18 protein-coding genes and 1 tRNA gene are annotated in these 19,518 nt (G+C 61.1%); 10 read left to right on the top strand and 9 right to left on the bottom strand.

All coding sequences use genetic code 11. The features are described from left to right. Nucleotides 1–209: 209 nt before the first annotated feature. From SynMINOS11_RS05015 to SynMINOS11_RS04995, 5 genes are all read right to left on the bottom strand, one after another. Nucleotides 210–286, bottom strand: a tRNA-Met gene (locus SynMINOS11_RS05015). Between the two features lie 48 nt (nucleotides 287–334). Beyond that, nucleotides 335–1,300: an asparaginase gene (locus SynMINOS11_RS05010; RefSeq protein ID WP_011935401.1), complete on the bottom strand. Its 966-nt coding sequence runs from the start codon at nucleotides 1,298–1,300 to the stop codon at nucleotides 335–337. A gap of 15 nt (nucleotides 1,301–1,315) precedes the next feature. Then, the gene (locus SynMINOS11_RS05005) at nucleotides 1,316–1,801 is read right to left on the bottom strand and encodes a CGLD27 family protein (protein WP_186550247.1); all 486 of its coding nucleotides are present in this window, start codon (nucleotides 1,799–1,801) and stop codon (nucleotides 1,316–1,318) included. A gap of 3 nt (nucleotides 1,802–1,804) precedes the next feature. Further along, on the bottom strand, nucleotides 1,805–2,176 hold the full coding sequence (rsfS, locus tag SynMINOS11_RS05000; protein ID WP_186550245.1) for a ribosome silencing factor: 372 nt from the start codon (nucleotides 2,174–2,176) through the stop codon (nucleotides 1,805–1,807). Beyond that, entirely contained in the window at nucleotides 2,169–2,804 is a 636-nt protein-coding gene (locus tag SynMINOS11_RS04995) for a DUF3318 domain-containing protein (RefSeq protein ID WP_011935398.1), read from the bottom strand. Before SynMINOS11_RS04995 ends, rsfS begins: the two co-directional genes overlap by 8 nt. 107 nt (nucleotides 2,805–2,911) lie before the next feature. On the opposite strand from SynMINOS11_RS04995, the gene carB reads away from it, so the two are divergent. The 3 genes from carB to SynMINOS11_RS04980 are packed head-to-tail and all read left to right on the top strand — an operon-like array spanning nucleotide 2,912 to nucleotide 8,264. After that, entirely contained in the window at nucleotides 2,912–6,214 is a 3,303-nt protein-coding gene (gene carB, locus SynMINOS11_RS04990) for a carbamoyl-phosphate synthase large subunit (protein WP_186550243.1), read from the top strand. Further along, nucleotides 6,211–6,876 carry a DUF3386 domain-containing protein gene (locus SynMINOS11_RS04985; protein WP_186550241.1) on the top strand — a complete coding sequence of 222 codons (666 nt, stop codon included), beginning with the start codon at nucleotides 6,211–6,213 and terminating at the stop codon, nucleotides 6,874–6,876. The genes carB and SynMINOS11_RS04985 overlap by 4 nt, the downstream gene beginning before the upstream one ends. 53 nt (nucleotides 6,877–6,929) lie before the next feature. Continuing rightward, nucleotides 6,930–8,264 carry an alanine/glycine:cation symporter family protein gene (locus SynMINOS11_RS04980; RefSeq protein ID WP_186550239.1) on the top strand — a complete coding sequence of 445 codons (1,335 nt, stop codon included), beginning with the start codon at nucleotides 6,930–6,932 and terminating at the stop codon, nucleotides 8,262–8,264. Here the strand turns inward: SynMINOS11_RS04980 and SynMINOS11_RS04975 are convergent. After that, nucleotides 8,245–8,469, bottom strand: coding sequence for a DUF6447 family protein (locus SynMINOS11_RS04975; RefSeq protein WP_011935394.1), 225 nt, complete (start codon nucleotides 8,467–8,469; stop codon nucleotides 8,245–8,247). The two genes, SynMINOS11_RS04980 and SynMINOS11_RS04975, sit on opposite strands and share 20 nt — an antisense overlap. Before the next feature lie 99 nt (nucleotides 8,470–8,568). Further along, entirely contained in the window at nucleotides 8,569–10,311 is a 1,743-nt protein-coding gene (locus SynMINOS11_RS04970; RefSeq protein ID WP_186550237.1) for an ABC transporter ATP-binding protein, read from the bottom strand. Nucleotides 10,312–10,332: 21 nt separating this feature from the next. Here SynMINOS11_RS04970 and SynMINOS11_RS04965 point away from each other — a divergent pair, with 21 nt between their 5' ends. From SynMINOS11_RS04965 to folP, 3 genes are all read left to right on the top strand, one after another. Next, entirely contained in the window at nucleotides 10,333–10,542 is a 210-nt protein-coding gene (locus SynMINOS11_RS04965; RefSeq protein WP_186550235.1) for an RNA-binding S4 domain-containing protein, read from the top strand. Nucleotides 10,543–10,615: 73 nt separating this feature from the next. Continuing rightward, nucleotides 10,616–11,332: a triose-phosphate isomerase gene (tpiA, locus tag SynMINOS11_RS04960; protein WP_370586195.1), complete on the top strand. Its 717-nt coding sequence runs from the start codon at nucleotides 10,616–10,618 to the stop codon at nucleotides 11,330–11,332. Then, nucleotides 11,329–12,192 carry a dihydropteroate synthase gene (gene folP, locus SynMINOS11_RS04955; protein WP_186550231.1) on the top strand — a complete coding sequence of 288 codons (864 nt, stop codon included), beginning with the start codon at nucleotides 11,329–11,331 and terminating at the stop codon, nucleotides 12,190–12,192. The genes tpiA and folP overlap by 4 nt, the downstream gene beginning before the upstream one ends. On the opposite strand, the gene SynMINOS11_RS04950 is transcribed toward folP, so the two are convergent. Then, on the bottom strand, nucleotides 12,149–12,793 hold the full coding sequence (locus SynMINOS11_RS04950; protein WP_186550229.1) for a hypothetical protein: 645 nt from the start codon (nucleotides 12,791–12,793) through the stop codon (nucleotides 12,149–12,151). The two genes, folP and SynMINOS11_RS04950, sit on opposite strands and share 44 nt — an antisense overlap. A 3-nt stretch (nucleotides 12,794–12,796) precedes the next feature. Continuing rightward, entirely contained in the window at nucleotides 12,797–13,618 is an 822-nt protein-coding gene (gene dapB, locus SynMINOS11_RS04945) for a 4-hydroxy-tetrahydrodipicolinate reductase (protein WP_186550227.1), read from the bottom strand. A gap of 67 nt (nucleotides 13,619–13,685) precedes the next feature. Here dapB and SynMINOS11_RS04940 point away from each other — a divergent pair, with 67 nt between their 5' ends. The 4 genes from SynMINOS11_RS04940 to SynMINOS11_RS04925 all read left to right on the top strand — a co-directional run bounded on the left by SynMINOS11_RS04940 (nucleotide 13,686) and on the right by SynMINOS11_RS04925 (nucleotide 19,517). After that, complete coding sequence (locus tag SynMINOS11_RS04940) at nucleotides 13,686–17,675, top strand: magnesium chelatase subunit H (RefSeq protein WP_186550224.1); 3,990 nt, start codon at nucleotides 13,686–13,688, stop codon at nucleotides 17,673–17,675. 67 nt (nucleotides 17,676–17,742) lie between these two features. Next, nucleotides 17,743–17,988: a hypothetical protein gene (locus SynMINOS11_RS04935; protein WP_043736756.1), complete on the top strand. Its 246-nt coding sequence runs from the start codon at nucleotides 17,743–17,745 to the stop codon at nucleotides 17,986–17,988. Between the two features lie 65 nt (nucleotides 17,989–18,053). Beyond that, the gene (locus SynMINOS11_RS04930) at nucleotides 18,054–19,217 is read left to right on the top strand and encodes an FAD-dependent monooxygenase (RefSeq protein ID WP_186550223.1); all 1,164 of its coding nucleotides are present in this window, start codon (nucleotides 18,054–18,056) and stop codon (nucleotides 19,215–19,217) included. A gap of 87 nt (nucleotides 19,218–19,304) precedes the next feature. Next, entirely contained in the window at nucleotides 19,305–19,517 is a 213-nt protein-coding gene (locus tag SynMINOS11_RS04925; protein WP_011935384.1) for a DUF2949 domain-containing protein, read from the top strand. Nucleotide 19,518: the final 1 nt, after the last annotated feature.

Raw genomic sequence — 19,518 nt, 5'->3', positions numbered from 1 at the left:
ATCAGCAGCTCAAACGGTTTCGAAGCTGAGATGCGCATTGATGCCAACGAGCTCATCGTCAATGTCACAGCACGGCAACACCTGCTAGCCATCACAAGCTGCATCTGCAGAACCGAACGGCGAGCGTGGGAGAAGCGATCCGCACCCACCTGATAGCTGGTGGACTAAGCCAATAAAAAACCGCCCCCAGAAGGAGCGGTTGAAGGAATTGGTGGCGGGGGGGAGATTTGAACTCCCGACCTTCGGGTTATGAGCCCGACGAGCTACCAGGCTGCTCTACCCCGCGGCAACCGAAACCAAAACTTAGGTGACAACGGCGACAGTTGGCAACCAATCAAACCAATTCGCCGATCACCTCAAGCCGCTGACCAGCCATCGGAATCATGAATTGCTGCTCCAGTTCCTCCAAAGCGGTGGGCGTGAGCCAATCCAACTGACGCAACAGGTGCAAAGCCACCGCACGTTTGGCGCGGCTCGCGCCGTCTTCCACCTTGATCGCCAAACCAAGACCCTCGCCCACACGAGCCAGGCATTGAATCCCCTCAGCGCCACCTTTGCTGATCAGCATGTCCAAGCCGCGGCGCATCAGCTCGGTGTCAAAACGACCAACCCCTGCCACCAGCTCGGGGTGGGCCTGCATCGCGCGCACCAAGCGCTCGAGGTTGGGCAGCGTTCCAGCCCCAAGGTGGGCAAACAGCAGCGCCATCTGACTCAAAGGAAGCTGAACGGTGGGGGCGCCACAGTCATCGCTCGCGATGATCAGTTCATCTTTTGGCAACCCCAGGAGCTCAGCGATGCGGCCAAACAACTCCTGCTGCAATGGGTGATTTTTGTTGAGGTAGCCCTCCAAAGGCCAGCACATGCGCCGGCAACTGGCCAAAAACGCCGCATGCTTTCCCGAGCAGTTGTGCTCCAGCGGGCTCTCTTTGCCCGCTGGGACCGGGCAACGCAACATCGACGCATCGATGTCGGCCCGCCAGAGAATCTGGAAGGCTTCACGGGCTTTGTCTTTGCCGCCGTCATGGGAGGCGCAAGCAATCGCCATTGCGCGCTCCGCGCCCCCTTGAGCATCGAGGGCACCACTGGAGACAAAAGTCTGGGCTTGAAAGGGCTTGAGCGCCGAACGAATAAAGCTCAGATGCTGGGCATCTCCAGCGCGCATCAACAGGCGGCCGCGCTGGTCACAGACCACGGCATGCACCCGGTGCACCGATTCGGTCATCCCATCGCGCAGCAGCCGCACCTCCAGCGGGGGATGGCCCGCAAGGCTGGAACCACTAAGACCCATCGATGACGTCATGCGTCGGTGCCGATCTCAAAGAGCCTGGCAGAGGCTGGCGCCCCAGAGCAGTAGCGCAGCCAGAACACTGATAGCCCGCAGCAAACGGCCCAGCACAGGCCTCACCTGATGTTGAGCAATCAACAGATCTTTCTCACGCCACTCCAAGGGCTTCTCCCACTCCTGCCCGTCGTACCAACCCGATTCCTCATAGGTGATGCGCTCACGCATCAAGCGGCGATGCACATAGGTCCAGCCCAGCCACTGACGCACCAACAGCAGCAAAGGCAACACCAAGGCGGAAACGGCACCAGCGGCAAACAACCGCGGCACGTCGTGGCGCAACGGAATGCTGCCGCTGGCCACCAACAAAGTGATCGGCAGCAGCAGCAACCAACCCTGGGCTAGCCGGCGGCTCAAGGCCGCAAAACTGGTGGAAGGCCACCGAAAAAACCAAGACGCGGTCAGTTCCTCGTACTGGCGCAGGGGTTGTTGTTCCGCCGGCACCGGACAGACGCTCATGGTTCAGCTTGAAGATCCAGTCGACGCCACCGCAGAGACAAAAGGAACAGTTGTTCCGTGTCCCCAGAAAGCCTCCAGATCGTAGTAACTGCGTTCTTCTGGTGTGAGCACCTGGACAATCACATCGCCGTAATCCAGCAGGACCCAGCGCCCTTCGCTGAAGCCCTCCTTGCGCAAGGGAAGCTGCCCCTGCTCTTCCAAACGATCTTCAACTGAGCGGGCAATGGCCTTGACCTGCACCGTGGAGAGACCGCTGCAAACCAGAAACCAGTCGGTCAAGGTGGTGACGTCATCCACCTTGAGCAGGCGGATATCAACGGCTTTGCGGTCGTCGGCAGCTTCAGCAGCCAGCTGCACCAGCGCTTCACTATCCATACACGTTCTCACTACTTACAGAGCGACTGCTGCCCTGCTGTTGGGCCATTTCAGCGCGGGCGCGGCCAGCGCTCTTGCGCAGAGCTTCAAGCCGATCTTCAAAAAAGCTGCGCTGCCGCTTTTTACGGGTCTGCTCGATGCGTTCCTTCAGGGCGCCACCCAAGCTTTTGTAGGCATTGGGCAGGGTGTAACCAAAGCGGGTGGCCAGGTTGATGGCCCGCTCATCAGCGGCAATGGCGTCTTGCAGACGCTTCTCAGAATTGTTTTTCAGATACAAGCGATAGCCGGCAAAGCCCGAAAGCCCCATGGCCAACACAAGCAGCAAGCCGTCTTGAACCCACAGCTCACCAATGGCACCGCCTAGGCCGATGGCCAAGGCAGCCATTTCCCAGCCATCGCGGGGAATCGCATCGTTTTGGATGCGGCCCACCTCATGCCAGAAGAGCAGATTGCGGTGGTCGAGCGCCAGGGCATCCCACTTCTCGAGATCCACCTGGATCTCCACCTCATCACGCCCGATCTCCTCAAGGCTCACCAGCGGTGGATCAGCAGCGGCCGCGGCCTCCACGAAGACCCAGCTCTGCATCTCTGGAGGCAGCAGCCCTTTCAGGCGCTGAAGCTCACTCATGAACGGGGACGACTCAAAGGTCAAGGTCAACCTTCAGCGTAGCGACCGCCAGCCGAAGCACGACGGGGGGATGAGAAGCTGAGAATGTTTTGAGTCAACGCTGGCCCATGCCCCGTCGCACGGACCTTCGCCGCATTTTGCTGCTTGGATCTGGGCCGATTGTGATCGGCCAGGCCTGCGAATTTGACTATTCCGGCACGCAAGCCTGCAAAGCCTTGCGGGCTGATGGCTTTGAGGTGGTGTTGGTGAACTCCAACCCCGCCTCGATCATGACCGATCCAGAGATGGCAGATCGGACCTACATCGAGCCCTTAACCCCCGATGTGGTGCGGCGTGTCATTGAGCTGGAGAAGCCCGATGCCCTGCTGCCCACCATGGGCGGCCAAACCGCGTTGAACTTGGCCGTGAGCCTGGCCAAGGACGGCACACTCGAGCGCTATGGCGTGGAGCTGATTGGCGCCAACCTGGCTGCCATTGAGAAAGCCGAAGACCGCGACCTGTTCAAACAGGCGATGGAACGGATCGGTGTGGGGGTATGCCCATCGGGGATCGCCACCTCCATGGAAGAAGCCGAAGCCGTTGGCAATCAAATCGGCAGCTACCCACGCATCATTCGCCCCGCCTTCACCCTGGGAGGTTCGGGTGGCGGCATCGCCTACAACCCCGAGGAATTTCGGGCGCTGTGCAATAGCGGTTTAGAAGCCAGCCCCGTTGATCAGATCCTGATTGAGAAGTCGCTGCTCGGCTGGAAGGAATTTGAGCTGGAGGTGATGCGCGACACCGCCGACAACGTGGTGATCATCTGCAGCATCGAAAACCTGGATCCCATGGGGGTTCACACCGGTGATTCGATCACGGTGGCGCCAGCACAAACCCTCACCGATCGCGAATACCAGCGCCTGCGCGATCAATCCCTGGCGATCATCCGCGAGATCGGTGTCGACACCGGCGGCAGCAACATCCAATTCGCCATCAACCCAGCCAACGGCGATGTGGTGGTCATCGAGATGAACCCCCGCGTCAGCCGCAGTTCGGCCTTGGCCAGCAAAGCCACTGGGTTCCCGATCGCCAAAATCGCTGCCCGCCTAGCCGTGGGCTACCGGCTCGACGAAATCATCAACGACATCACTGGCAAAACGCCGGCCTGCTTTGAGCCCACCATCGACTACGTGGTGACCAAGGTGCCCCGCTTTGCCTTTGAAAAGTTCAGTGGCAGCTCATCGGTTCTTACCACCTCAATGAAATCGGTGGGTGAAGCCATGGCGATCGGACGCTGCTTTGAGGAGTCGTTCCAGAAAGCCCTGCGGTCGCTGGAAACAGGCCATGCCGGCTGGGGCGCTGATCGCGCTGAAGCCAATCCCAGCGAAGGGGATCTCGATGCCAACTTGCGCACCCCAACACCCGAGCGAATTTTTTCGGTTCGCACGGCGTTGCTGCGGGGCCGAAGCATTGAGCAGGTGCATGCCCTCAGCGCGATCGACCCCTGGTTCCTGGCCAAATTGGCGGCCATGCTGCACCGGGAACAAGCCTTGCTTCAAGGGCGCTCCCTCAACGAGCTCAATGCCGAGGCCATGCTCGAGCTCAAACAGCTGGGCTACAGCGACCGGCAAATCGCCTGGTGCACAGGCAGCGACGAATTGGCTGTTCGAGCCCATCGCCAAGGGCTGGGAATTAATGCGGTGTTCAAAACAGTCGACACCTGCGCCGCTGAATTTGCCTCCACGACGCCTTACCACTACTCCAGCTACGAGCGCCCGGTCGAATGGCTCAATGCTGCAGGCCAGCTTGAGGTCTTGGCCCCGCAGACGGAGGTCGCGCCGGAATCACGCCGAAAGGTGATGATCCTTGGTGGAGGTCCGAACCGGATCGGCCAAGGCATCGAGTTCGACTACTGCTGCTGCCACGCCTCCTTCGCCCTGCAAGAGGAGGGGCTCGCAACGGTGATGGTGAACAGCAACCCGGAAACGGTTTCAACTGATTACGACACCAGTGATCGCCTTTATTTCGAACCGCTCACCCTCGAAGACGTGCTCAATGTCATCGAAGCCGAGCGTCCCGATGGGGTGATCGTTCAATTCGGCGGACAAACCCCGCTCAAGCTGGCCCTGCCACTGCTGCGCTGGCTGGAATCGGCGCAAGGCCAAACCACCGGTTGCCGCATTTGGGGCACCTCACCGCAATCGATCGACCTAGCAGAAGACCGCGAACAATTTGAAGGCGTGCTGCGCAAGCTGCAGATTCGCCAACCGGCCAATGGCATCGCCCGCAGTGAAGACGAGGCCCGAGCCATTGCTGAGCGCATCGGCTACCCGGTCGTGGTGAGGCCCAGCTACGTGCTGGGGGGCCGTGCCATGGAGGTGGTGTTCGGCGCCGATGAATTGGATCGCTACATGCGCGAAGCCGTGCAGGTGGACCCCGATCAACCGGTGCTGATCGATCAATACCTGGAAAACGCCACCGAGGTGGATGTTGATGCCCTCTGTGATGAGAGCGGTCAGGTGGTGATCGGTGGGCTGATGGAACACATTGAGCCGGCAGGGATCCACTCCGGCGATTCAGCCTGCTGCTTGCCGTCGGTCAGCCTCAAACCCGAAGCCCTGGCCACGATTCGCCAATGGAGCGCCGATTTGGCGCGTTCCTTGCAGGTGCAGGGCTTGATCAACCTGCAATTTGCCGTCTGCCACGACGAGGTGTACATCATTGAGGCCAACCCCCGTGCCTCGCGCACGGTGCCCTTTGTGGCCAAGGCAACAGGCGTGCCCTTAGCCAAGTTGGCGAGTCGCCTGATGGCGGGCCGCAGCCTGGAGCAGTTGGGATTGCAAGAGGAGCCCAAGCCTCCGCTACAAGCCATCAAGGAAGCCGTCTTGCCTTTCCGCCGCTTCCCCGGTTCCGACACTGTTTTAGGCCCAGAGATGCGCTCAACTGGCGAAGTCATGGGCACCGCCAGCAACTTTGGAATGGCGTACGCCAAAGCCGAGCTAGCTGCAGGCGAGGTACTTCCCACCAAGGGCACCGTGTTTCTCTCCACCCACGACCGTGACAAGGAAGCTCTGGTGGAAGTGGCCGGCAAATTGCAGGAGCAGGGATTCGAGCTGATTGCCACCGAGGGAACCGCCAAGTACCTCTGCTCCAACGGCCTCAAGGTCAAACCGGTGCTGAAAGTCCACGAGGGCAGACCCAACATCGAAGATGCGATCCGCTCCGATCAGGTGCAGATGATCATCAACACCCCAATTGGCCGGCAAGCCGCCCACGACGATCGTTACTTGCGCCGGGCCGCCCTCGACTACCGCGTGCCGACCGTCACCACCCTCGCGGGGGCCAGAGCGGCAGTGGAAGCAGTGGGCTGCCTGCAGCGGCAGAATGATCTGCCCATCAACGCCTTGCAGGATCTGCACCAACAGCCATGAGCGTCAGCACTCCCATCGCCCCGGGCACCGACATTCGTTCCCTCTTCGCAGAGGCCTACAACAACCGCTACACCTGGGATCCTGGCTTCGCTGGTTACAGCGGCCGCTGCCTCTGGAGCCAGGGCGATCAGCAGGTTGAGGGCCGCTTCAAAGTTGGCAGCGACCTCAAGGCTGAAGTTGAAGGCATCAGCAATGAGGAGGTGCACAAAGCTGTGGCTTCCCAACTTTGGGAGGTCTGCATCCACCGGGTGCGTCGCCCCTTTGAGGTGACCCACAAGGACAACCAGTTCAGCGCGGGCGACAGCACCGATGAAGGCCTTGAGGTTCTCGTAGGCGGCAAAGGGGAAGGCGACAAGTACCGCATCAAAGACAATGTGGTGACGATGGTGCACCGCCACATCCACGGCACCGTGGTGACCATCCACACCGCAGAAGTCACCGACACCGGCAGCGGCTATTTGAGCAAGCGCTACAGCAGCCAATACGCCGACCCAGCCAGCGGCGAAGCCAAAGGTGGTGTGAATCACTTCACCGACACCTTCGTGCCATTGGGTGAAGGCGGAACATGGGTGCTCAGTGAGCGCGTGATTCGCACCGAAGCCTTCGGTGACAGCCCAGCTGGAGAGCAGAGCTTTCAATTTCTCGACTTGAAGGCCAACTGAGCTGAAACTGGCTCAGACCTGTGGCACCATCCCTCGGACAACCGAGGGATGGGATGGAGCAATTCATCAGCAGCATTAACGATCCGATCAACGGGATCGTTTGGGGGTGGCCGATGGTTCTCCTGATTGCCTTCACCGGCATCGTTTTGATGCTGGGGCTGCGCTTCATGCCGCTGCAACGGCTCCCCTATGGCGTTCGCATGCTGTGGCAGCGCGAAGCTGGTGAAAGCGATGGCGACATCACCCCCTTCCAGGCGTTGATGACATCGCTGTCAGCCACCATCGGCACCGGCAACATCGCAGGCGTTGCTGGTGCCATTGCCATTGGCGGACCGGGTGCTGTGTTTTGGATGTGGGTGATTGCCGTGTTCGGCATCGCCACGAAGTACGCCGAAGCCGTGCTCGCCGTTCGCTACCGGGAAGTCGACGGACTCGGCAACCACGTCGGTGGCCCGATGTATTACATCCGCAATGGCCTAGGCCCCAACTGGCAGTGGTTGGCGGTGCTGTTTGCCCTGTTCGGCATGTTGGCCGGCTTTGGCATCGGCAATGGTGTGCAGTGCTTTGAGGTTTCCAGCGCCCTGGCGATGCTGGGGGTTCCCCGGTTGGTCACAGGCATCGTCCTTGGGGCGGTGGTCTTTGCGGTGATCATTGGTGGCATCAAGCGCATTGCCCAAGCCGCTTCAGCAATCGTTCCGCTGATGTCAGTGCTTTATCTGCTCGCTTGCTTGATTGTTCTGCTGATCAATATCGAATCCGTGCCAGAAGCCTTTGCCACGATCTTTGGCAATGCTTTTTCCGGCGAAGCGGCTGCAGGTGGCGCCTTCGGCCAGGTGGTGTTGATGGGCTTCAAGCGCGGCATTTTCTCCAATGAGGCGGGCTTGGGCAGTGCACCAATCGCTCACGCCGCTGCCAAAACCAACGACCCCGTGCGGCAGGGCACGGTGGCCATGCTCGGCACCTTCATCGACACCCTGATCATCTGCACCATGACGGCACTAGTGATCATCACCACCGGGGTTTACGCCAATGGCGAAGCAGGTGCCGTGCTCTCCATCACCGCCTTCAACACTGGCTTGATGGGAAGTGGTGGGGTGGTTACCGCAGGCCTGGTGGTGTTTGCCTTCACCACGGTGTTGGGCTGGAGCTTCTACGGCGAGCGCTGCACCGAATTCCTGTTTGGCGAAAAGGCAATTCTTCCCTTCCGCCTGGTTTGGGTGGCTGTGGTGGTGATTGGTTCAGTGGCGGGCGATCGCGGTGTGGTTTGGGGTGTTGCTGACACCCTCAATGGCCTGATGGCCCTGCCCAACCTGATCGCCCTGCTGCTGCTCTCTGGAACGGTGTTCCGCCTCACCCGCGACTACCGCTTCAACCAGGCAGGGGAGTGACGTCCTTGAGGCGCTCATTGAGCTGGAAGGCCATCGACTGACGTCCGATGGCCAACACCTTGAGGGTGTCCTCGTACATGCGCAGTTGGGCCTCAGCCACCTGCATCCCGCGCACCAGCTCTTTGAGCTCATCGGAGAGGGAATTGATGTCGTAGCGCTTGCCCTCAAACGTGAGAATCGGGTTTTGGTCCTGGGGGGTCTGCATGTCAAAGGCATGGATGCACCCATCCTTTTAGAGCAGGCCTGAAAGTTGCGGTAGAGGTCCTAGGACGCTTGAAGAAGACGATCACACCCAAGCCGGTGATCAGATCAGAGCTGGGCGAATGATTTGGCGGCTGCACAGGGCGCTATACCGCCCACCAGAGCGCATCAGCTCATCGTGGCTGCCTTGCTCAACGATGCGGCCCCGCTCAAGGAACAAGATGCGATCGGCTTCTTGAACCGTGGACAACCGGTGGGCGATCACAAACACGGTGCGGCCGGCCATGGCCTGCTCCAGCCCCTGCTGCACCGAGGCTTCGGCCTCAGCATCCAGAGCGCTGGTGGCCTCATCGAGCAGCATCACCGCGGGATTGCCGAGCACAGCACGGGCAATCGCAAGGCGCTGCAATTGACCGCCTGAGAAGTTGCTGCCGCGCTCTTCCACCCGGGAGTCGTAGCCCTGGGGCAACGACTCAATGAACCCAGCAGCATTCGCCAATTCAGCGGCTCGGCGCACCTCCGAGTCGCTGGCGTTGCGTCCAAAACGAATCGCTTCGGCCACCGTGCCGGAGAAGAGGGCGCTCTGCTGCGGCACCAGGGCAATCGAGCGGCGCAATTCAGCCGCGCGCAAATCGCGCAGATCAACGCCATCTAAGAGCAGTTCCCCCTGTTGGGCCTGGTTGAAGCGCAGCAACAAGGAGAACAGGGTGGTCTTTCCTGCACCGGAGGGACCCACCAACGCCACCACCTGGCCGGGCTCGACGCGCAGGTTGAGCTGCTGCAACACCGGCTTGCCAGGCTCATAGGCAAAGCTCACATTGCGCAGATCCAAGGCTCCCTGGAGGGCGGGCATGGGCCGGGCATTGGGACGATCAGGCTCTTCCATCGGCTCGCGCTCGATCTCGCGCAAACGGCCGAGCGAGGCCTGACCCTGCTGGAACTCATTGAAGTTATTGATCAACCGAGAGATCGGATCGATCAGGATCAGCAGTGCCGCAATGAAGCTGCTGAAGCCGGCACCGCTCAGGCCACCGGCACTGATCCGCAGGGCACCGATCAAAAGGATGGCCAAGATCCCAGCCGCTTCGATGAAGCCCACCACTGGGTGCTGCAGCGCCAGCAACCGCATGGTGCGGTAGCGGGCACGGCGGTGCTGCTCGATCTCCTCTTCAAAGCGTTGCTGCAACCAAGGCTCAGCAGCAAACGCGCGCACGAGCGGCAAGCCAGAGATGGCCTCGCCCAATAACCCGGCCAACTCACTGACCTGCTTTTGACTGCGCTCAGCAGCGGTGAGAACCCGGCCCGCAAAGCTGCTCACCAGCACAGCCACCAACGGGGCCAGCAGCAGGGTGGCCACTGAGAGCTGCCAGTCCAGCGAAATCATGTAGCCGAACATGACCACCAGCTGGAGAATGCTGGGAACGGTCTCCTGGATGTTCTTGTAGATGACCTCACCGATCCGGTCAGCGTCTTCGGTCAGGCGATAGGTGAGATCACCGGCTGAAAGCGTTTCCAGCGCTCCAAATTCCAAACGCTGCAGCCGGGCAAAGCTCTGGCGGCGCAGGGCTTGGGTCACATGCAGGGCAGGATCAGCCAGCAGGGTGTCCTGACCAAATTGAGCCAGCTTCTGCAGCAAAAAGAGGGAGAGGGACACGGTGATGACCCGCAACACCCGGGAGAAATCCCCATCCCCGATCGCTGGAATCAACTGACCGACCTGGGCCGCCAACAAGGGCCACGACGCCACGAACAGCAGCATGCAAATGCCGCCCGCCAGCAGCTCCCTCTTGTAGGGCTTCAGCAGAGGCAGCAGCCTGCGAAATCCGGCTGAAGAAGGTGCAACCATGGCGGCAGGCTACGCGGTGCCATGCGCCTAGATCAGGCCCTGAAATGGCAGGGGCTCGTTGCCACCGGTGGGGAAGCCAAGCTGCGCATCCAAGGCGGCGAAGTTCAGGTGAACGGCAGCGTGGAATCCCGCCGCGGCCGGAAGCTGCAATCCGGTGATGTGGTGGAGCTCGCAGGCCGCCGCTTCACAATTGAGCCCACCGAACCAGGGGATGGCACAGCCACCCCGTAAGTTAGGCAACCCTTAATGAGGAGCGCAGGTGAGCACTCAGTCCCGGCCGGTCGTGATCGCCGGTAACTGGAAAATGCACATGACCTGTGCTCAAGCCAAGCAATACGCCGCCGCGTTCCTGCCCCAAGTGGCCAATGCCCCCAAGGACCGCAGCATCGTGCTGGCGCCGCCCTTCACCGCCATTGCGACACTTCAAGAGGCCTTGGCTGGAAGCGACGTGCAGATCGCCAGCCAAAACGTGCACTGGAAGGACTCAGGAGCCTTCACCGGCGAGATCTCTGCCGAGATGCTGCTCGAACTGGGGGTGGGCTACACGATCGTGGGCCACAGCGAACCGCGTAAATACTTCTCCGAGAGTGACGAGCAGATCAACCAACGGGCTCGTGCCTCCCAAGCTGCTGGCTTGATCCCCATCCTTTGCGTGGGGGAGAGCGATGAGCAGCGCAGCAGTAACGAAACCGAGCGCGTCATCCGCCGTCAGGTGGAGCAGGGACTCGAAGGCATCGATCCCTCCAAGCTGGTGGTGGCCTACGAACCGATCTGGGCCATTGGCACCGGCAAAACCTGTGAATCCGAGGAAGCGAACCGCGTCTGCGGCTTGATCCGCAACTGGGTGGGCTATCCCAATCTGACGATTCAGTACGGCGGCTCGGTGAAACCCGGCAACATCGATGAGCTGATGGCCAAATCGGATATCGACGGCGTGTTGGTGGGTGGCGCTTCGCTGGAGCCCGATAGCTTTGCTCGCATCGCCAACTACCAGATGGCCAGCGCAGCTGCTGCGGCATGACGCCAGATCACCGCACCGCGGTGATGGGAATCCTGAACATCACCCCGGATTCCTTTAGTGACGGTGGCCGTTTTCAGTCGACTGAACAAGCGTTTCGGGGCGTCAAGCGCATGGCCGCCCAGGGCGCAGATCTGATTGATCTCGGGGCGCAGAGCACCCGCCCTGGGGCCACCGATGTGGGAGCTGAGGTCGAGATCGAGCGATTGCTGCCGGTGTTGAAGCGGCTGCAGCAAGCCCGGCGTGATGGCGATCTTCCGGCCGAGTTGCTGTTCTCCATCGACACCTTTCTGGCACCGGTGGCCGATGCCTGCCTCGATGCTGGGGCCGACTGGATCAACGATGTCTCCGGTGGCCTTGGCGATCGGCAGATGTGGCAGGTCGTGGCCGAGCACCGCTGCCCCTATGTGCTGATGCACCGGCGGGGCGATGCCCGCACGATGAACAGCCTCGCCCACTACAGCGATGTGGTTGCTGAAGTGAAAGCTGAGCTGCTGCAACTCTGCGAGCAGGCCCAACAGGCCGGCGTTCAGCGCCAACAACTTGTGCTGGACCCCGGCATTGGCTTTGCCAAAACCACCCAGCACAACCTGGAGCTCATGCAGGGACTGCCGCAACTGCAAGCCCTTGGCTACCCACTGCTGGTGGGCACCTCACGCAAACGCTTCATCGGCGAGGTGTTGAACGAACCCAGACCCCACGCGCGCCTTTGGGGAACAGCCGCCAGTGTTTGCCAGGCCGTGGCCGCCGGGGTGGCTGTGGTGCGGGTGCACGATGTTGGACCGATTGTTCAGACCTGCCGCATGGCCGAGGCCCTGTTCAAGCCAAACGCCGCAAGCAGAGCTCCTCAAACGCTGGCCTGAGCAGATAGGGGTACTCGCCAACCCAAAGCCGGGCCTGGGGCACCCAAGCATCACTGATCCGGTCGATCCGCGAAAAATCCTTGCGCTCAGAGAGCACCAGACAGCGCAAGGTCATTCCACGGCGCAGCGCTTTATGGCCCTTTTCCAAGGGAAAACGCAGCTGGCCCAGATAGCCCTCCTCATCTTCCAGTTCCAGACACAGCCAGGTCCGCCGGTTTTCCACCATCTCCAGGCGACCTTGGCGATCGGTGGTCTCTTGGCGACCCTCCAAGCGTTCACGCGTGAACAGATCACCAATCTCGCCTTCAAACAGGGCGGCTGAGGGGTAGCGGCGCAGCTGGGCATTGCGGCTGCCGGCCTGCACGATCGGTCCCCAGAGCATGTAGAGGAGCATCACCAGCCCCACCACCAGCCAGATGCTGCTCCAGCGGCTGCCAAAGCCGCCCTGGGCGATCAGCAGGGGGATCACTCCACCAACGCTGGAGATCAGCAAGCGCTGCAGCAGCTGTTGGGGGCTGCCGGAGCACTTATTGAATTGAGGACCACTGGCCACAGCAGGGATCAACCGCTGCAGTTCGCCGGGTTTGAGCGGAAGCAACATGGCTTACAGCAGCCGCTCCAAGCCATACACAAGAGAGCCAAGCTGACGCACCTTGCGCACGGTCAGCAGCACCCCAGGCATGTAGGCCGCTCGATCAAAGGTGTCATGACGCAGCACGTAGCGCTCGCCGGCTCCGCCAAATTGAACTTCTTGATGGGCCACCAAACCGGGTAGGCGAATCGAATGGAGCCTGAGGCCACTGGGACGCAGGCCGCCACGGCTGCCCTCGAGGGTTTCGTGCTCCTCCACCTCTTGGGCATTGAACTGTTTGCCCAGCTCCTCCATCAGCTCGGCGGTTTTGATGCAGGTGCCGCTGGGGGCATCGGCTTTGCGGTTGTGATGCAGCTCAACCAGCTCGGCATGGTCATAGAAGCGGGCGGCGGCGGCAGCGGCTTGCTGCAGCAGCACCATGCCCACCGAAAAATTGGGGATCACAGCACCCCCCATCGAGGCCTTAGCCGCAAAGCTGGCCAGCTCTTGCAGCTGCTCTGGCGCGAGGCCAGTGGTGCCGATCACGGGCGTGACCCCATAGGCAATGGCGGCACGGGTGTGCTCATAAACCACCTTCGGGTGGGTGAAATCCACCAACACTGCTCCGGGGTGCTGCTGACTGGCCAAGCAGAGAGCGCCCTCAAAATCCTGGGTCAGAGCCACTTCGAGCTCACCCAAACCCAAGGCCAAGCCAACGTCTTCGCCTTCGCGACCCTGGCAGGTATCAATCGCCCCTACCAGCTGACAGTCCCCTGCCGTGTGGACCGCTTTGATCACTTCCGCGCCCATCCGGCCTAGGGCTCCGGCCACCACGACTGGGATCTGATCTGTCATAAAGCGCGAGGTTGGCCCCAATGGGACGAGTCTGTTCGTAATCTTTCCTGATCGCCCGCCTTCGCGCATGTTCACCCAGGTCCGTTCTTCTAGCCGTCGCGTCTCGCCTGAGGCCGCCGACGGACGGACCGTCATGCGCGCCGTCTATGTGGTTCTCGAACCGCAATACCAAAACGCGCTGACCCAAGCCGCCAACAGCCTCAACGCCCAAGGCGGCGAGCTGGCGATCGATCTCTCCGGCTACCTGATCGAAGAGCTCAGGGACCCCGATAACTACGCTGCATTCTGCGCCGATGTCGCTGAAGCCGATGTCTTCATCGCTTCGTTGATCTTCATTGAAGATTTGGCCCAGAAGGTGGTGGACGCCGTCGCTCCCCACCGCGATCGCCTCAAAGCGGTTGTCGTCTTCCCCTCAATGCCGGAGGTGATGCGGCTCAACAAGCTGGGCAGCTTCTCGATGGCCCAGCTCGGCCAAAGCAAGAGCGCAATCGCCAACTTCATGCGCAAGCGCAAGGAGGCTGGCGGCGCCGGCTTCCAAGACGCGATGTTGAAGCTGCTGAACACCCTGCCAACGGTGCTCAAGTATTTGCCGGTTGAAAAAGCTCAGGACGCCCGCAGCTTCATGCTCAGCTTCCAGTACTGGCTGGGAGGAACGCCGGACAACCTGCGCAACTTCCTGTTGATGCTGGCCGACAAATACGTTTATCCAAAAGGGGAAGACAACAGGCCAAGCCTTGAGGTCGCTGAACCGGTTGTCTTCCCTGATCAGGGCATCTGGCACCCACTGGCGCCAGAGATGTTTGAAGATCTGCGGGAGTACCTCAATTGGTATGAGGGCCGCAGCGATGTGGCCAATGGTCCCCTAATCGGCCTGGTGCTGCAGCGCAGCCACATCGTCACCGGAGACGATGCCCACTACGTGGCGCTGATCCAAGAACTGGAATACCGCGGCGCTCGCGTGGTGCCCGTGTTCTGCGGCGGCCTGGATTTCTCTAAGCCGGTCAACAGCTTCTTCTTTGATCCGCTTAAACCCGACCAGGCATTGGTGGATGCCGCGGTGTCTCTGACTGGTTTTGCCCTGGTAGGGGGGCCTGCTCGCCAGGATCACCCCAAGGCCATCGAAACCCTGAAGCGGCTCAATCGCCCCTACATGGTGGCGCTGCCCCTGGTGTTCCAAACCACCCAGGAATGGGAAGCCAGCGACCTGGGCCTTCACCCGGTGCAGGTGGCTCTGCAGATCGCCATCCCTGAACTGGATGGCGCGATCGAACCAATCGTGCTCAGTGGCCGAGACGACGCCACCGGCAAGGCCCACACCCTGCAGGACCGGGTGGATGCCATTGCTGAACGTTCGATTCGCTGGGCGAACCTGCGCATCAAGCCTCGAAACGAAAAGAAGCTGGCCATCACGGTGTTCAGCTTCCCCCCCGACAAAGGCAACGTCGGCACCGCCGCCTACCTTGATGTTTTTGGCTCAATCCACCGGGTGCTCGAAGAGATGCGCGCCCGCGGATACCAGGTTGGTGATGTGCCAGCCACGCCCAAGGGCTTGATGGATCTGGTGCTCACCGATGCCGAAGCCATGGAGGGGGCACCTGAGTTAGCCATTGCCCATCGCATGAGTGTTGAGGAATACGAGCGCCTCACTCCGTATTACGAGCGCCTGGAAGAGAACTGGGGCAAAGCTCCTGGTGAACTGAACAGCGACGGCCAAAACCTGCTGGTCTTTGGCCGCCACTTCGGCAACGTGTTTGTTGGTGTGCAGCCCACCTTCGGCTACGAGGGTGACCCGATGCGGCTGCTCTATTCCCGCAGCGCCAGCCCCCACCACGGCTTCGCGGCTTACTACACCTATCTCGAGAAGATCTGGGGCGCTGATGCAGTGCTGCACTTCGGCACCCATGGCTCTTTGGAGTTCATGCCCGGCAAACAGATGGGCATGAGTGACACCTGCTATCCCGACAGCCTGATCGGCGCGCTGCCGAACCTCTACTACTACGCAGCCAACAACCCTTCGGAAGCCACCATCGCCAAGCGGCGTGGCTACGCCTCCACGATCAGCTACCTGACGCCCCCTGCTGAAAACGCTGGTCTCTACAAGGGCCTCAAGGAACTCGGCGAGTTGGTGGGCTCCTACCAACAGCTGCGTGAGAGCAGCCGTGGCGTCCAGATCGTCAACGCCATCGTTGAGACCTCACGTCTGTGCAACCTCGATAAGGACGTTGCCCTGCCTGAGCAGGACGCCTCTGAGCTGAGTGAAGAGCAACGTGATGCCGTTGTGGGCGCGGTCTACCGCCAACTAATGGAGATCGAAAGCCGCCTGCTGCCCTGCGGCCTGCACACCATTGGCAAACCCCCCACCGCCGAGGAAGCCATTGCCACCTTGGTGAACATCGCCGCGCTCGAGCGAGAAGACGATGGCTTGCGCTCCCTGCCCAGCCTGCTGGCCGAGAGCATTGGACGCTCGATTGACGAGGTCTACCGCGGCAACGACGAAGGCGTGCTGGCCGATGTGGAACTCAACCAGCGCATCACCGAAACCTGCCGCCTCACCGTGGGCGCCATGGTTCGTGCTGTTACCGGCAACGATGGCCGCGTCACCCTGCAGCAGAACTTCGGTTGGCTGCTCAAACTGGTGGAGTCGGTGGGCATCAAGCTGCCGAGCCCTTGGCTGCGGACCGTGCGCCAAGCCGGGTTCAACAGCGTTGATCAGGAGGAACTTGACAAGCTCTTTGGTTATCTGCAGTTCTGCCTCGAGCAGGTGTGCGCCGACCAAGAGATGGAAAGCCTGCTGAAAGCTCTCGATGGCGAATATGTGCTGCCTGGTCCTGGCGGCGACCCGATTCGCAACCCCGGGGTACTGCCCAGCGGCAAAAACATCCACGCCCTCGATCCTCAAGCCATTCCCACCCGGGCAGCTGTGGCCGCCGCCAAGGTGGTGGTGGATCGTTTGATCGAGCGCCAAAAGGCTGAGCAGGGTGCTTGGCCTGAAACCATCGCCTGCGTGCTCTGGGGCACCGACAACATCAAGACCTACGGCGAATCCCTCGCTCAGATCCTTTGGTTCATCGGTGTGCGCCCAGTGCCCGATTCCTTGGGCCGAGTGAACAAGCTGGAGCTGATTTCCCTCGAGGAGCTGGGGCGACCCCGCATCGATGTGGTGGTGAATTGCTCCGGGGTGTTCCGCGATCTGTTCATCAACCAGATGGCCCTCATCGATCAGGGCGTGAAGATGGCCGCTGAGGCCGACGAGCCTCTGGGTCAAAACTTCGTTCGCGCCCACGCCAGCGAGCAAGCCGAAAAAGAGGGCACCAGCCTGCGCGATGCTGCCACCCGGGTGTTCTCCAATGCCAGCGGCAGCTACAGCTCCAACGTCAACCTGGCGGTGGAGAACAGCAGCTGGGAAGAAGAGGACGAGCTGCAGGAGATGTATCTGAACCGCAAGACCTTTGCCTTCAACGCCGATAACCCCGGCGAGATGAACCAGAACCGTGAGGTGTTCGAATCGGTCATGAAGACCGCTGATGTCACCTTCCAGAACCTGGATTCCGCAGAGATCTCGCTCACAGACGTGAGCCACTACTTCGATTCCGATCCCACCAAATTGATCGCTGGCCTGCGCGACGACGGCAAAGCCCCCTCCAGCTACATCGCTGACACCACCACGGCCAATGCCCAAGTGCGCACCTTGAGCGAAACCATTCGCCTGGATTCCCGCACCAAGCTGCTCAACCCGAAGTGGTACGAGGGCATGCTCGACTCCGGCTACGAGGGTGTGCGTGAAGTGGCCAAGCGCCTCAACTTCACCCTGGGCTGGAGTGCCACCAGCGGCGCCGTCGACAACTTCGTTTATGAGGATGCGAACGACACCTTCATCAACGATCCAGAGATGCGCAAGCGGCTGATGGAACTCAACCCCCACAGCTTCCGCCGCATCGTTGGAACGCTTCTAGAGGTCAACGGTCGTGGCTACTGGGAGACCTCGGACGAAAACATCCAGCAACTCCAGGACCTGTATCAGGAGATCGAGGACAGGATCGAAGGCGTCAGCAGCTGAGAAAAATCAAGGGGCGCCGTTACATAACGCAATACTGCGTTACAGTCAGCAAAGAACACGGCATCACATGACCTCCTCCTCCTCCGCTCCGATCCGCGGCGCTGTGGTGACCACCGAAGACGGCGGCCGCCTCAATGCTTTTGCCTCTGAACCCCGCATGCAGGTGGTTGAGCCTGAAAATGGCTGGGGGTTCCACGAGCGCGCTGAAAAGCTGAATGGCCGGATGGCCATGCTCGGCTTCATCGCTCTGCTGGCCACTGAATTCGCCATGGGCGGTGAGGCCTTCACCCGCGGCCTGCTGGGCATCGGCTGATTACCGGATCACCAGTCCACAACTTGACTCCATCCCGCGGCAGACTTTCTGTCGCGGGATTTTTTATGCAACGCGCGGGATCAGAACGCACCGCATGGGTCCGCGGAGCCGGGCCCACCGGCAGCTTGGCGGCCCTGGCTTTGGCCGAAGCCGGCTGGCGGGTGCACCTGCTGGATCCCCAGACCCCTGAGCAGCTGCTGCAGCGCAGGCGGGCCTATGCGCTCACCCACTCCACCCAGGAGCTGCTGATCCAGCTCAAGCTTTGGAAGCATTTGAGCAGCTGCTGCCATCCCTTCCGGCGCCTTGAGCTGCACGACCGAGGCAGCAAGGCCAGCACACTCTTCTCAGCCCCAGAAGCGGTGGGCTGGATTGCCGATCACCGGCCCTTGCAACAGCATCTGCTGGAGGCCTGCCACCAGCACAAGGCCGTGGCGATGCACCTGGGCACGGGCAGCAGCCCCAGCCCCAGCCCCGATGACCTGCAAGTGATTGCAGAGGGCGCAAACTCCAGCAGCCGGGATGCCTTGGGCATTGGCTTTCGCGGTTTTCGCTACCGCCAAAGCTGCCTGACGGTGCAGGTGAAGCTGACAACCACCAGCTCCAGCTCGGACGACACGGCCTGGGAGCTGTTTCGCCCCGAAGGCCCGCTAGCCGTGCTGCCATTTGGCGCCGGAGTGGCCCAAGTGGTGTGGAGCGCCCCTCAGCAGCGCTGCCAACAACGCTGCGAGCTGCACCCTGAAGCCTTCCTGGCTGCGCTCAACCAAGCCCTGCCACCTGCAGCCCAGGCGGAAGTCTTGCTCGACCAACCAGCCTGGTTCCCCGTGGAATGGCGGCTCGCCCCACGGCTGGGCCGAGGCACCACCTTGCTCTGCGGCGAAACAGCGCACCGCTGCCACCCGGTGGGCGGCCAGGGACTCAACCTCTGCTGGCGCGATGTGGCCACCTTGGCGGCGTTGGCTCAACAACCAGAACTGGGGGCCCGCCAGCTGGTGCAGCGCTATGGCCGCAGGCGCTGGCTGGATCTCATCGCCGTAATGATCGCCACCGATGGCCTGATCCGGCTGTTCTCCAATGGCCATCGCCTGCTGCTGCCGATCAGACGTTTTGGCATCGCCCTGCTGGATGGAATACCAGCGCTCCGCCGCTTGAGCCTCAATCTGGCCACCTATGGACCAGTAGGAATGCTCTTGACAGGTGCGTGGCAGCGGCCAAATAATCAACCCCCTTAAGGCGCTCTTAACGGCTTTCTGATCCAAACGAGGGCACACTCGTGCGTACGGAAAGCCTTCAGCAACCACTCCGCCCCCTAACCGGCCATGGTGATTACCACCACGCCACAACCTGTTCCCGCATCGGCCCTGGTGGATTACCTGCGCCGAGACATCGGTTTGAGCGAAGACGCCCTAGCTCTTGGCGTTCGTCAAGCCATCCAAGAGCAGGCCCCGCTGCCGGTGACCCTTTGGCGTTTTGGTTTGCTCAACCTGGGACAACTCGACCAAGTGCTCGATTGGCAAGACGGCCAAAGCTGAC

This window comes from Synechococcus sp. Minos11, assembly GCF_014279855.1.
Taxonomy (GTDB): Bacteria; Cyanobacteriota; Cyanobacteriia; order PCC-6307; family Cyanobiaceae; genus RCC307.
The sequence above is the reverse complement of the archived record's forward strand: the minus strand, read 5'-3'. Positions and strand labels throughout refer to the sequence as shown.

Coding starts and splice junctions, on each gene's coding strand:
- SynMINOS11_RS05010 (WP_011935401.1), bottom strand. CDS start 1,300: ATGACGTCATCGATGGGTCTTAGTGGTTCCAGCCTTGCGGGCCATCCC.
- SynMINOS11_RS05005 (WP_186550247.1), bottom strand. CDS start 1,801: ATGAGCGTCTGTCCGGTGCCGGCGGAACAACAACCCCTGCGCCAGTAC.
- rsfS (WP_186550245.1), bottom strand. CDS start 2,176: ATGGATAGTGAAGCGCTGGTGCAGCTGGCTGCTGAAGCTGCCGACGAC.
- SynMINOS11_RS04995 (WP_011935398.1), bottom strand. CDS start 2,804: ATGAGTGAGCTTCAGCGCCTGAAAGGGCTGCTGCCTCCAGAGATGCAG.
- carB (WP_186550243.1), top strand. CDS start 2,912: ATGCCCCGTCGCACGGACCTTCGCCGCATTTTGCTGCTTGGATCTGGG.
- SynMINOS11_RS04985 (WP_186550241.1), top strand. CDS start 6,211: ATGAGCGTCAGCACTCCCATCGCCCCGGGCACCGACATTCGTTCCCTC.
- SynMINOS11_RS04980 (WP_186550239.1), top strand. CDS start 6,930: ATGGAGCAATTCATCAGCAGCATTAACGATCCGATCAACGGGATCGTT.
- SynMINOS11_RS04975 (WP_011935394.1), bottom strand. CDS start 8,469: ATGCAGACCCCCCAGGACCAAAACCCGATTCTCACGTTTGAGGGCAAG.
- SynMINOS11_RS04970 (WP_186550237.1), bottom strand. CDS start 10,311: ATGGTTGCACCTTCTTCAGCCGGATTTCGCAGGCTGCTGCCTCTGCTG.
- SynMINOS11_RS04965 (WP_186550235.1), top strand. CDS start 10,333: ATGCGCCTAGATCAGGCCCTGAAATGGCAGGGGCTCGTTGCCACCGGT.
- tpiA (WP_370586195.1), top strand. CDS start 10,616: ATGCACATGACCTGTGCTCAAGCCAAGCAATACGCCGCCGCGTTCCTG.
- folP (WP_186550231.1), top strand. CDS start 11,329: ATGACGCCAGATCACCGCACCGCGGTGATGGGAATCCTGAACATCACC.
- SynMINOS11_RS04950 (WP_186550229.1), bottom strand. CDS start 12,793: ATGTTGCTTCCGCTCAAACCCGGCGAACTGCAGCGGTTGATCCCTGCT.
- dapB (WP_186550227.1), bottom strand. CDS start 13,618: ATGACAGATCAGATCCCAGTCGTGGTGGCCGGAGCCCTAGGCCGGATG.
- SynMINOS11_RS04940 (WP_186550224.1), top strand. CDS start 13,686: ATGTTCACCCAGGTCCGTTCTTCTAGCCGTCGCGTCTCGCCTGAGGCC.
- SynMINOS11_RS04935 (WP_043736756.1), top strand. CDS start 17,743: ATGACCTCCTCCTCCTCCGCTCCGATCCGCGGCGCTGTGGTGACCACC.
- SynMINOS11_RS04930 (WP_186550223.1), top strand. CDS start 18,054: ATGCAACGCGCGGGATCAGAACGCACCGCATGGGTCCGCGGAGCCGGG.
- SynMINOS11_RS04925 (WP_011935384.1), top strand. CDS start 19,305: ATGGTGATTACCACCACGCCACAACCTGTTCCCGCATCGGCCCTGGTG.